This window comes from Streptomyces camponoticapitis, from assembly GCF_014646115.1.
Taxonomy (GTDB): domain Bacteria; phylum Actinomycetota; class Actinomycetes; order Streptomycetales; family Streptomycetaceae; genus Streptomyces; species Streptomyces camponoticapitis.
Window position 1 is genome coordinate 1 of the sequence record NZ_BMMV01000014.1, and the last position, 11412, is coordinate 11412.

Consider the following 11412-nt stretch of genomic DNA (forward strand, 5'->3'; position numbering starts at 1 on the left):
GCTTCCTTCGTACTCACCCTCTCGGGCTTTCCTCCGGGCTTCCCTTCGGTCCTGCTGTCTTGCGTTTCAAACCCTAGCAGGCCTTTTTCCTTTCCCTGACCACACCTTCCGCAGACATGCGGAAGCCGTAATCCGAGAGGGTTTCTGACTTGATAGGTGCTGCCGACCGCCGACTCGAAGTCGCGTTAGCGTCAGGCAGGGATACGACAGTACATGCCGCCCCTGTTGGCAGGCAAATCGTTTTCCGTCCGCCGTGGGACCCCGCCAACTGGCAGCTCTCGGGCGGAACCGGCACTTCATATGACTTACGCTTCTGAACGGTACGTCGTCCCATGACAGGCAGTGACGACGGCAGACAGATCTCCGCCCCCTGGGAGGCCCCCCATGACCAGCGTGACGTCCCCACTCGCCGGACGCGCCATCGGACTCAAGGCTGTGCCGGATCCGGTGTTCTCCGAGGCCATGGTGGGCCCGGGCACCGCGATCGACCCCATGCGGGAGCCGTCCGAGGCCGTCTCGCCGATCGACGGGGTCGTCGTCTCCCTTCACCCCCACGCCTTCGTGGTTCTCGACTCCGAGGGACACGGCGTGCTGACGCACCTCGGCATCGACACGGTCCAGCTCAACGGGGCGGGGTTCGAGCTCCTCGTCGCCAAGGGCGACACCGTGAGGCGCGGGCAGGGCGTCGTGCGGTGGAATCCCGTCGACGTCGAGGCCGCCGGCAAGTCCCCGGTGTGTCCGGTGGTGGCGCTGGACGCGAGCGTCGAGGCGCTGACGGACGTCGTCCAGGACGGCGAAGTGAAGTCCGGCGACACGCTCTTCGGCTGGCAGTGACCCCGCCGGACGGTCGTCAGGGCCGTCGGCCCTCTTGACCGGCGGTCAGTTCATCAACCGCGGCGATCCGGTCGGTCGTCGCACAACCGGAGACGGGTGCAATGCAGACAACGCTGCGAGGCGTCGGCGTCAGCCACGGGGTGGCCATCGGCGAGGTTCGGCACATGGGTACAGCGGTTCTCGAACCGCCGGCCAAGCAGATCCCGACCGAGGACGCCGGGCGCGAACAGGGGCGTGCGCGGCAGGCCGTCGAGGCTGTGGCCGCCGATCTGATCGCTCGGGGCAATCTGGCCGGTGGTGAGGCACAGGGAGTCCTTGAGGCGCAGGCCATGATGGCCCAGGACCCGGAGCTCATGTCCGACGTGGAGCAGCGGATCGCCGCCGGGAGTACGGCGGAGCGTGCCGTGTACGACGCGTTCGCCTCCTACCGGACCCTGCTCGCGGGCGCCGGTGAGTATCTGGCGGGGCGGGTCGCCGACCTGGACGACGTACGGAACCGGATCGTGGCGCGGCTGCTCGGGGTGCCGATGCCCGGGGTGCCGGACAGCGACGAGCCGTACGTACTGGTCGCGCGTGACCTGGCGCCCGCCGATACGGCGCTGCTCGATCCGACGCTCGTGCTCGGCTTCGTGACCGAGGAGGGCGGGCCGACCAGCCACAGCGCCATTCTCGCCCGCCAGCTCGGCGTGGCCGCCGTGGTGGCACTGCCCGGTGCCGGTGATCTGGCCGAGGGCACGACGATCGCTGTCGACGGCAGCACGGGTGAGGTCTTCATCGAGCCGAGCGCCGAGAAGCGGGCGGAGCTGGCCAAGGAGGCCGAGGAGCAGCGGGCCGCGCTGGCTTCTTCGTCCGGGCCGGGTGCGACGTCCGACGGGCACAAGGTGCCGCTGCTGGCGAACGTCGGTGGTCCCGCCGATGTGCCGGCGGCCGTGGAGGCGGGCGCCGAGGGTGTGGGTCTGTTCCGTACCGAGTTCCTGTTCCTCGACGACAGCGAGCGGGCGCCGTCGGAGGAGAAGCAGGTCGCGGTGTACCGGCAGGTGCTGGAGGCGTTTCCCGAAGGCCGGGTGGTCGTACGGGTGCTGGACGCGGGCGCCGACAAGCCTCTGGACTTCCTGACCCCTGCCGACGAGCCGAATCCGGCGCTCGGTGTGCGCGGGCTGCGGAGTCTGCTCGACCACCCCGATGTACTGCGGACGCAGCTCACCGCGCTGTCGAAGGCCGCCGAGGGGCTTCCGGTGTATCTGGAGGTCATGGCGCCGATGGTGGCGGACCGCATCGACGCCAAGGCGTTCGCCGACGCGTGCCGGGAGGCGGGGCTGAACGCCAAGTTCGGGGCCATGGTGGAGATTCCGTCCGCCGCTCTGCGGGCGCGCTCGATTCTTCAGGAGGTCGAGTTCCTTTCGCTGGGGACCAATGATCTCGCTCAGTACACCTTCGCCGCCGACCGTCAGGTGGGCGCCGTGTCGCGGTGGCAGGACCCGTGGCAGCCCGCGCTCCTCGATCTGGTGGCGATGGCCGCGGAGTCCGCCGCCGCCGAGGGCAAGAGCTGTGGTGTGTGTGGTGAGGCGGCTGCCGATCCGCTGCTGGCGTGTGTGCTCACCGGGCTCGGTGTGACGTCGCTGTCGATGGGCGCCGCCTCGATCCCTTACGTACGGGCGACGCTGGCGAAGTACTCCCTTGCTCAGTGCGAGCGGGCCGCTGCCGCCGCGCGTGCGGCGGACACCGCCGAGCAGGCGCGGGCGGCCGCCCAGGGGGTGCTGTCAGGCGAGTGACCCGCCGGTTCGTCTCCGAGGAGCTTCCCGCCGCGTCGCGGCGGGAAGCTCCTCGCGTTCAGCGGTGGATGTCCCCGTCCTCGATGCCGAGGTCGAAGCCCGCGCGGTACTCCACCCCCGGCTCCGGGGAGATGGGCTCGCCCGTGTCGGCGTCGGTGCAGTAGGCGCTGAAGACCTGGCCTTCACTGAGCGGGTTGAGGCGGCTGTTCCGGAGCCGCCAGCCGTGGAGCCGGTCCGGTGCGTCCGGCCCGGTCGTACGCAGGACGACTCCGCCGGGGCTGTCGAGTGCGATGCCCGCCGCGAGGACGGTCACGAACTCGGCGCTCTCGGACGCGTCGAGCCGCGCGGGCCCGGTGTCGGGCCTCACCACCTGGAGGGCGGCGAGGAGTTGTTCGTCCGGTGCCGGGACGCTGCACACGAGGTGGTGTGTGCCCGGTCCGGCTCGCTCGACGAGATGGGTCAGGAGCCGTGAGGCGCGGTCGAACGAGGCGCGTCCGATGTCCACGCCGCAGTCGGCGCACTCCCCCAGGTCGGCGAGGACCATGGTGGCGTACTCCCAGGTGGCCCTGCGCACAGCGGTGTTGACGAGTTGTGGGACGAGTTGTCCGACGGGCTCTCCGGTGTAGGGCACGACGGCGCCTCCGCTCGCCGCGATGCGGGCGGTGAAACGGCCCCTGGCGATGGCGGTGTCCGGATCGTGCCCGCTCTCCGCGCAGTACTCGGCGAATTCCTCCGGGTCGAAGAGGGCGACGGCGGTGTGCTCCCCCTCGGTGGCGAGGGAGCGGAGCAGTCCGTCGATCCGCCGAAGGTATTTCGGGTGGTCGTCGAAGGCGAAGGTGCGGTAGCGCCGCATGGCGGTGAAGTCCCGTTCGTCGGCGAGCAGCCCGACGACGCAGGGCACTTCGCGGCGCAGTGCGCGCAGCTCGCTCCGTGCGCGCCGCGAGGTGCGCGTCGGGCCGGTCCGTCCGGCGGTCTTCCTCCGGTGTTCGCGGTTGCTGTTCGTGCGGTCGGTGTGCGCCATGACTCCCCCTGAGCGCTGTCGATCAATGCTCACTCAGAGTAGTTGGGGGGTCTGACAACGGCGCGACGACAGACACTAATCGCGATGCGCGCGCCTCTCGCGGGCCAGGGACTCGTAGAAGTGCAGGAGTTCGAGGTTGTCGACGGATCCGGGGTTGACCGCCTTGGCCAGCTCCGTGCCCTGGAGCAGGCGTTTCACCGGGACCTCGATCCGCTTGCCGGTAAGGGTGTGGGGGACGGCCGGGACCTCGATGATCGTGTCCGGGACATGGCGCGGTGAGAGTTCCTGGCGGATGGTCGACTTGATCCGGGCTCGCAGGGTGTCGTCGAGTACGGCGCCTTCGGCGAGGTGGACGAAGAGCGGCATCCAGTAGCCGCCGTCCGGCTCTTCGAGGCCGATGACGAGGGACTCGCGGATCTCGGGGAGGCGTTCGACGGCTTCGTAGATGTCGGCCGAACCCATGCGTACGCCTTGGCGGTTGAGGGTCGAGTCGGACCGGCCGTGGATGACGACCGAGCCGCGGTCGGTGAGGGTGATCCAGTCTCCGTGGCGCCAGACGCCGGGGTACATGTCGAAGTAGCTGTCGTGGTAGCGGCTGCCGTCCGGGTCGTTCCAGAACCGGACGGGCATCGACGGCATGGGGTTGGTGATCACGAGTTCACCGACCTCGTCGGTCACGGGCTGGCCCTGCGGGTCCCAGGCCTGGAGGTCGGTGCCGAGGCAGGCGGCCTGGAGTTCGCCGATGTGGACGGGGAGCGTGGGGACGGCTCCGGCGAAGCAGGTGCACACGTCGGTGCCGCCGCTGACGGAGGCGATCCACAGGTCGTCGGCGACCTCGTCGTGGAGCCAGCGGAATCCGTCGGGCGGCAGGGGCGATCCGGTGGTGGCGACGCAGGCGATCTTGGACAGGTCGTGGTCGCGTGCGGGGTGCACGTCCGCCTTGCGGCAGGCCATCACGTACGCGGCCGAGGTGCCGAAGAGCTTCGCCCCGGTCCGTTCGGCGATTCCCCACTGGGCTCCGGTGTCGGGGTAACCGGGGCTGCCGTCGTACAGGACGATCGTCGTTCCCGTGAGCAGGCCGGAGACGAGGAAGTTCCACATCATCCAGCCGGTGGAGGTGTACCAGAAGAAGCGGTCGCCCGGGCCCAGGTCGCAGTGGAGGCCGATCTGCTTGAAGTGTTCGAGGAGGATGCCGCCCTGGGACTGGACGATTGCCTTGGGGAGGCCGGTGGTGCCGGAGGAGTACAGCACCCAGAGGGGGTGGGCGAACGGGACCTGCTCGAAGACCGGCTCGATGTCCGCGGAGGTGAGGGCGGACCAGTCGAGGGCGCCCTCGGGGGCCGGCGTGCCGAGGAGCGGAATGTGTACCACGGCGCGCAGGGTGGGCAGTTCGGCGCGGAGTTCGGCGACGGTCTTGGCGCGGTCGTGTTCCTTGCCCCCGTAGCGGTAGCCGTCGACGGCGAACAGGACGACGGGCTCGATCTGCTGGAAGCGGTCGAGGACACTGCGGGCTCCGAAGTCCGGTGCGCAGGAGGTCCAGACGGCTCCGACGGCGGCGCTCGCGAGGAAGGCGACGACCGCCTGGGGGACGTTGGGGAGGTAGCCGCTGACGCGGTCTCCGGGGCGTACGCCGACGGCGCGCAGCTCGGCGGCGAGTGAGCCGACCTGGCGGCGCAGTTCGGCCCAGCTGACGGGTGTGGGTCCCTGGGTCTCGTCGACGTGCAGGAGCGCGGGTTCGTCGGCGCGCGCCGGGTCGTCGGCGGTCCGCAGGGCGTGCTCGGCGTAGTTGAGGGTGGCGCCGGGGAACCAGTCGGCGCCGGGCATGGCGCGTTCGCCGAGGACGCGTTCGTACGGGGTGGAGAACCGTACGTCGAACCAGTCGGCGACGGCCTTCCAGAACGTTTCGAGGTCCATGACCGACCAGTGGTGCAGCGCCGCGTAGCCGCCTTCGGCGGGGGCCCCGTACCGTTCGGCCGCCCATGCCTGGAACCTGGTCACGTGCGCCGCCGCGATCCGGTCGGGGTCCGGCTGCCACAGTGGCGCTGGGCTGGCTGCTGAGGTCATGCGGTTGCTCCCCGGGCTGGCTCGACGCGTGGTGTGCGTGGGGCGCGCGCACTCGTGCGGAGGTGCGCCCCGGCTTCCACTGGACGATGCCATGTGATCGTCTCTCGCACCAGACGGGGCCCGCTGTGTGCCTGGATGGGCCGTGGGAGACATATGGCCGGACCATGGGTGAACGGGAGTTGAACGCGGTCTGTTCCGTCTCGGCCGGATGGCAGGCTGAGCAGCATGGACGGTCGTGAACTGCTGCGTTCGATGAAAGATGTCGGTTCGGTACGGGGGATGCGGACGGTTCGGTCGGCCTGGCGGCACCGGCGTGCGGACGAGCGGGATCTGCCGGCGCGTGGCGCGGAGCGGGCGAGGGTGCCCGGACCGATGAGTGGTGCGGAGCCGTTGGCGGGCGGGGGGATCGTCCGGTTCGCACGCGCCGAGCTGCGGGTGTGTGTGGCTGTCGGCGGTGCGGTCTTCTGGGGCTGGGACGGGGCCGAGCCGCTGCCGTCGTACGCGCTGGCGGGCGAGCCGCCCGAGCCGGATCCGCGGGCCGTGCTGGAGCCGGACACGGACGGCGGCTGGCGGGTGGTCTCGGAGCGCGTGATGGTGACGGTCTCCCGGCACGGCGGCGTGGAGGTGGCGACCCCGGGGGGTGTCGTGGTGCGCCGTGAGCTGCCGCCGCGCTGGTGGGAGCTGGTGGACGGGGAAGGACCGGCGCACTGGGCGCAGCGGGCCGAGGTGGCCGCCGACGCGCGTTTCTTCGGGCTCGGCGGGCGGGCTTCGGGGCCGCGGCTGCGGGACGGTGTGTACCGCCTCTGGAACACCGATCCGCGTGGTCACTTCGGTCCCGGCGACGATCCGCTGTACATCACCATGCCGGTGCAGCTCGTGGTGGCGGACGGCGGCACGCACCTCGCCTTCTACGACAACTCGTGGGACGGGCGCGTCACTCTCAAAGAGGGCGAGGAGGGCGCGGGCTCCGGTCATGACCGCCCGGGCACCTCCGAGCTGCGGATGGAGGGCGGTCCGCTGCGCTGCTGGGTGCTGCTGGGCACGCCCGCGCGGGTGCTGCACGGCTGGACGGCCCTGACGGGTGTGCCGGCGCTGCCGCCCGCGTGGGCGCTGGGGCCGCAGCACGCGCGGTGGGGTTTCGGCGGCGCGGAGGAGGTCCGGCGGATCGTGGCGGGCTACCGGGAGCGCGTGCTGCCGCTGTCCGCGCTCCATCTCGACATCGATCACTACGACAGCCATCAGGTGTTCACCGTCGACCGGCGGAGCTATCCCGATCTGCCCGCGCTCGCGAAGGAGTTGGGCGCCGAGGGGGTGCGGCTGGTGTCGATCGTCGATCCGGCGGTGAAGGCGAAGCCGGGGAACGAGACGTACGACAGCGGCTCGGCTGCCGGGGCGTTCGTACGGGACGCGCGCGGCCACGACGTACGGGGCGAGGTCTGGCCGGGCGAGTGCGTCTATCCGGACTTCACCGATCCGGCGGTGCGCGAGTGGTGGGGCGGTCTGTACGAGGAGAGGCTGGCGCAGGGCTTCTCGGGGGTCTGGCACGACATGAACGAGCCGGTGTCTTTCGCGGCGTTCGGGGACATGACGCTGCCCCGGTCGTCCAGGCACGCGCTCGACGGGCGCGGGGGCGACCACCGGGAGGCCCACAACGTGTACGGGCTGACGATGGCGATGGCCGGGTACGAGGGGTTGCGGCGGCTGCGGCCCGACAGGCGGCCCTTCCTCTTCTCCCGTTCGGGCTGGGCGGGCATGCAGCGGTACGGCGGCACCTGGTCGGGCGACGTGGAGACCGGGTGGCCGGGGCTGCGCGCCTCGCTCTCGCTGGTGCTGGGTCTGGGGCTGTGCGGGGTGCCGTACTCGGGGCCGGACGTGGGCGGTTTCACCGGGAGTCCGTCGCCGGAGCTGTTTCTGCGCTGGTATCAACTGGGCGCGTATCTCCCGCTGTTCCGTACGCGCGCGTCGATCGACGCGGGCCGCAGGGAGCCGTGGGAGTTCGGCGACGAGGTTCTCGGGCACGCGCGCGCGGCGCTGCTGGAGCGGGAGCGGCTGGAGCCGTACTTCATGACGCTGGCCCAGCTGGCGCGGCTGACGGGCGCGCCGTACGCCCGTCCGGTGTGGTGGGGCTCCCCGGAGGACCGGGCGTTGCGGGACTGCGAGGACGCGTTTCTGCTCGGGGACTCGCTGCTGGTGGCGCCGGTGCTGGAGGCCGGTGCGGACCGGCGCGCCGTGCGGCTGCCGCGCGGACGCTGGTACGACACGGCGACCGGGACCGCGCACGAGGGGCCGGGTCAGGTCCTGCTGAACGCCCCGAGGTCCCGGATTCCGGTGCTGGCGCGGGCGGGCGCGGTGATCCCGGTCCGGGGCCCGGCCGAGGCCGACGGGACGCCCGGGGGTATCGAGCTGGAGGTGTGGCCTCCGGCGCCGCGGCGTACGGGGGGCGGGCTGGTGGTGCGGGACGCCGGGGACGGGTGGGCGCATCCGGAGGTGGAGCGTTACACGTCGCGGCTGGTGGGCGACGAGGTCGTGGTCGAGCGCGTGACGGACGACGGGGTGGTCCCGCCCGAACTCCCCGTCCGGGTGCGGGGGTAGCGCCCGGCGGGGTTGACGGGGACGGACGGGGTCAGGCGGGGCGGACCGGGGGTTCCGGGGCCGTGCCGTCGTACCGGCCGGCGAACCAGGACCGTACGGCCCGTGTGTGGAGCGGGAACGCCAGCTCGGCCGGGGCGCGCAGCAGGTGCCATCCCTCCGTCTCGTCGGTGGCGACGGTCTCGGGCAGGTCGGCGACGGGGCGTTCCGGCAGGAGTGCGAAGAGCAGCAGATGGCCGCCCGGCGAGCTCATCGCGTCCGCCAGCCGTACGTCCGCCTCGGCGGCGTGGATGCCGGTCTCCTCGCGCAACTCGCGTACGGCGGCGTGCTGCCAGTCCTCGCCGTGGTCGACGAAGCCGCCGGGGAGGGCGATGTGTCCGCGCCGGGGCTCGATGGTGCGGGTGATGACGACGAGCGAGGTGCCCCTGTCGTCGGTCACGGGCAGCAGGGTGACCGCGACCGGCAGGGGGTTGCGGTAGGCGGTGTCGCCGCAGACGCGGCAGGTGCGGGGCCAGCCGGCGCCGGCCGGGTACGGCGAGCCGCAGGTGCCGCAGTGGGAGTTCTTCACGAAGTCGTTTCTGAGGTCGGGCACGCGCGGACTGTAGCCGATGAGACTTTCCCGCGGGCCGGGGAACTGATAGACGGTGTGCCCATGACACGACTCGCTTCCACACTCCGCGCGTTGGCTGCCGCCGCGGCCGCCCTGCTCGCTGTGACCGCCGGGGCTCCGGGGGCCTCCGGGGCGACCGGGACGTCCGAAACCGCCGGGTCCTCCGGGCCGTCCACGTCCACCGGGCCGTTCTCACCCACGGCGCCCCAGGAGTTCGTCGTACTGCGGACCGTGGCGCCGACGATCCTCCATGACATCCGTTACATCACGCCGCACAACTTCATGGGCGAGCCGGTCGACGGCTACGAGCAGCCGCTCTGCGTCCTCACACGCCCGGCCGCGGAGGCGCTCCGGCGGGCGCAGTGGACACTGCTGCGCCAGGGCTACTCCCTGAAGGTCTACGACTGCTACCGCCCGCAGCGCGCGGTCGACCACTTCGTCCGCTGGGCGAAGGACCTGGCGGACGAGAGGATGAAGGCGGAGTTCTATCCACGAGTCGACAAGTCGAGGTTGTTCACCGACGGTTACATCGCCGAGAAGTCCGGGCACAGCCGCGGCAGTACGGTCGATCTGACGATCGTAAAGCTGCCGGCCGAGCCGACCGGGCCGTATGTGCCGGGCGAGAAGCTGGTCCCCTGCTACGCGCCGCAGGGTGAGCGCTTCCGCGACAACTCCGTGGACATGGGCACCGGTTACGACTGCTTCGACACGCTCTCGCACACCGACGACCCCCGCGTCCAGGGTGAGCAGCGCGCGAACCGGCAGCTGCTCAAGACCACACTCGCCGACGTCGGATTCACCAACCTCCCCGAGGAGTGGTGGCACTTCACCCACAAGCCCGAGCTCTTCCCGGACACCTACTTCGACTTCCCGGTGTCCTGGCGCTCGGTCATCGGGCACTGACGCGGGAGACGATCAGCGGATGAACGGCCGGCCGGGACCACCCCCGTGGGCTCCGGCCGACCCTTCACCCCTATCGGACGCGGCGCGCCCGTTTTCGGTTCTCTCCTGCCCGTTTCCCCTTCCCCGCGGACCCGTTACGGTGCCCGTATGGCAACGGAGACAACGGCGACATACGAGTCGTACGAGGAATTCTGGCCCTACTACGTGGCGATGCACTCCCGCGCGGCCACCCGTTGGGTCCATCTCACGGGGACGCTGACCGGCCTCGCCGTGAGCGTCTACGGCCTGGCTCGCGGCCGGAAGCGGTACGCGGCGGCGCTGCCGTTGATCGGCTACGGAACGGCCTGGCCCGCACATTTCTTCATCGAGAAGAACAATCCCGCGAGCTTCGGGCACCCCGCGTGGTCGCTGCGAGGCGACGTGCAGATGATCCGCATGATGCTGGCGGGGCGGGACGCGGAGCTGGCCGAGATCGCGGCGAAGTGGCTCGCCGAGAACCGCTGAGGCGTTGAGCCGCTGAGCATGGGAACTCACGGCCCGTACCCCTGTCGGTGGGGGTACGGGCCGTGTCGGACCGGTGTCGCCGGCAGCGGCGGCGTCGGTGGTGGTGGTCGGTCGTCGGTCGTGGTGCCGGTCAGGTGGTGACCGCGGGTTCGCGCTGCTGCCGGGCGCGGATCATCGCGTGCTCCACGACCGCCACCAGGACGTCCTTGACGGACTCGCGGGTGCGCGCGTCGCACATCAGCAGCGGAACCTCCGGGTCGAGGTCGAGCGCCGTCCGGACCGTCTCGGCGGGGAAACGGATCGCGTCCTCGAAGCAGTTGACGGCCACGGCGAACGGGATGTCACGCCGCTCGAAGTAGTCGACCGCCGCGAAGGAGTCCTCCAGCCGCCGGGTGTCGGCCAGGACGACCGCGCCGAGCGCCCCCTGGGCCAACTCGTCCCAGAGGAACCAGAAGCGGTCCTGGCCCGGCGTACCGAAGAGATACAGCACCAGGTCGTCGCGGAGCGTGATGCGACCGAAGTCCATGGCGACCGTGGTGGTGGTCTTGCCCTCCACGCCCGCGACGTCGTCGACGGGCCGTCCCGCCTCCGTCAGTACTTCCTCGGTACGCAGCGGTTTGATCTCGCTCACCGCGCCCACGAGGGTGGTCTTGCCCACTCCGAAGCCGCCTGCCACCAGGATCTTCAGAGTCACCGGCTCGATCGGCCGCTGTCCACGGCTAGAGCGCCCGAAGACCATTGATCACCTCGCGGAGAATGTTCACGTCCGGCAGCTCGGCCGGCGGAACGGGACGGGTTACGTGCACCAGTTCGCTCTCGACCAGGTCCCCTACGAAGACCCGCACCACCCCGACGGGGAGGTCGAGGCCCGCGGCGAGTTCCGCGATCGACTGGGGACTGGCTCTGCAGAGTTCGACTATCTCCACATGCTCCGGAGACAGGGTCCGGTCGCCGGCGGGGTCGCCGGCGGCGGACGCCGGAATGACGATGGCGATCAGATCGAGCCGGTGCCGGGTCGCGGTGCTGGTCCGGCCGCGTGTCATGGCGTACGGGCGCACCACTGGTCCGGCGTCGCCGTCGAACCAGTGCTTCGGATCATCGCCTGCTTGGCTCAT

General features: G+C 71.0%; 10 protein-coding genes. 5 read left to right on the top strand and 5 right to left on the bottom strand.

What is annotated here, in order from left to right:
* Window positions 1-384: 384 nt before the first annotated feature.
* Together IEY79_RS21170 and ptsP are read left to right on the top strand one after the other, a co-directional pair.
* On the top strand, window positions 385-834 hold the full coding sequence (locus IEY79_RS21170; protein WP_189109137.1) for a PTS sugar transporter subunit IIA: 450 nt from the start codon (window positions 385-387) through the stop codon (window positions 832-834).
* Window positions 835-935: 101 nt separating this feature from the next.
* Window positions 936-2606: a phosphoenolpyruvate--protein phosphotransferase gene (gene ptsP, locus IEY79_RS21175; protein ID WP_189109138.1), complete on the top strand. Its 1671-nt coding sequence runs from the start codon at window positions 936-938 to the stop codon at window positions 2604-2606.
* Window positions 2607-2664: 58 nt separating this feature from the next.
* Here the strand turns inward: ptsP and IEY79_RS21180 are convergent, their stop codons facing one another.
* Together IEY79_RS21180 and IEY79_RS21185 are read right to left on the bottom strand one after the other, a co-directional pair.
* Window positions 2665-3627 (bottom strand): DUF8829 domain-containing protein, encoded by a 963-nt coding sequence (locus IEY79_RS21180; protein WP_189109139.1) that lies wholly within the window; start codon window positions 3625-3627, stop codon window positions 2665-2667.
* 75 nt (window positions 3628-3702) lie between these two features.
* Entirely contained in the window at window positions 3703-5691 is a 1989-nt protein-coding gene (locus tag IEY79_RS21185; RefSeq protein WP_189109140.1) for an acetoacetate--CoA ligase, read from the bottom strand.
* Between the two features lie 225 nt (window positions 5692-5916).
* On the opposite strand from IEY79_RS21185, the gene IEY79_RS21190 reads away from it, so the two are divergent.
* Entirely contained in the window at window positions 5917-8283 is a 2367-nt protein-coding gene (locus IEY79_RS21190) for a glycoside hydrolase family 31 protein (RefSeq protein WP_189109141.1), read from the top strand.
* 31 nt (window positions 8284-8314) lie between these two features.
* Here IEY79_RS21190 and IEY79_RS21195 read toward each other — a convergent pair whose 3' ends face one another.
* A complete protein-coding gene (locus IEY79_RS21195; protein ID WP_229701008.1) occupies window positions 8315-8872 on the bottom strand; it encodes an NUDIX domain-containing protein in 558 nt (185 codons plus the stop codon).
* A gap of 60 nt (window positions 8873-8932) precedes the next feature.
* Here IEY79_RS21195 and IEY79_RS21200 point away from each other — a divergent pair, with 60 nt between their 5' ends.
* Window positions 8933-9793, top strand: coding sequence for a M15 family metallopeptidase (locus IEY79_RS21200; protein ID WP_189109142.1), 861 nt, complete (start codon window positions 8933-8935; stop codon window positions 9791-9793).
* 147 nt (window positions 9794-9940) lie between these two features.
* Window positions 9941-10297, top strand: coding sequence for an Mpo1-like protein (locus IEY79_RS21205; RefSeq protein ID WP_189109143.1), 357 nt, complete (start codon window positions 9941-9943; stop codon window positions 10295-10297).
* A gap of 130 nt (window positions 10298-10427) precedes the next feature.
* Here IEY79_RS21205 and IEY79_RS21210 read toward each other — a convergent pair whose 3' ends face one another.
* Window positions 10428-11036, bottom strand: coding sequence for a GTP-binding protein (locus IEY79_RS21210; RefSeq protein WP_189109144.1), 609 nt, complete (start codon window positions 11034-11036; stop codon window positions 10428-10430).
* The gene (locus IEY79_RS21215) at window positions 11017-11412 is read right to left on the bottom strand and encodes a DUF742 domain-containing protein (protein WP_189109145.1); all 396 of its coding nucleotides are present in this window, start codon (window positions 11410-11412) and stop codon (window positions 11017-11019) included. The genes IEY79_RS21210 and IEY79_RS21215 overlap by 20 nt, the downstream gene beginning before the upstream one ends.

Coding starts and splice junctions, on each gene's coding strand:
- IEY79_RS21170 (WP_189109137.1), top strand. CDS start 385: ATGACCAGCGTGACGTCCCCACTCGCCGGACGCGCCATCGGACTCAAG.
- ptsP (WP_189109138.1), top strand. CDS start 936: ATGCAGACAACGCTGCGAGGCGTCGGCGTCAGCCACGGGGTGGCCATC.
- IEY79_RS21180 (WP_189109139.1), bottom strand. CDS start 3,627: ATGGCGCACACCGACCGCACGAACAGCAACCGCGAACACCGGAGGAAG.
- IEY79_RS21185 (WP_189109140.1), bottom strand. CDS start 5,691: ATGACCTCAGCAGCCAGCCCAGCGCCACTGTGGCAGCCGGACCCCGAC.
- IEY79_RS21190 (WP_189109141.1), top strand. CDS start 5,917: ATGGACGGTCGTGAACTGCTGCGTTCGATGAAAGATGTCGGTTCGGTA.
- IEY79_RS21200 (WP_189109142.1), top strand. CDS start 8,933: ATGACACGACTCGCTTCCACACTCCGCGCGTTGGCTGCCGCCGCGGCC.
- IEY79_RS21205 (WP_189109143.1), top strand. CDS start 9,941: ATGGCAACGGAGACAACGGCGACATACGAGTCGTACGAGGAATTCTGG.
- IEY79_RS21210 (WP_189109144.1), bottom strand. CDS start 11,036: ATGGTCTTCGGGCGCTCTAGCCGTGGACAGCGGCCGATCGAGCCGGTG.
- IEY79_RS21215 (WP_189109145.1), bottom strand. CDS start 11,412: ATGAGCCAAGCAGGCGATGATCCGAAGCACTGGTTCGACGGCGACGCC.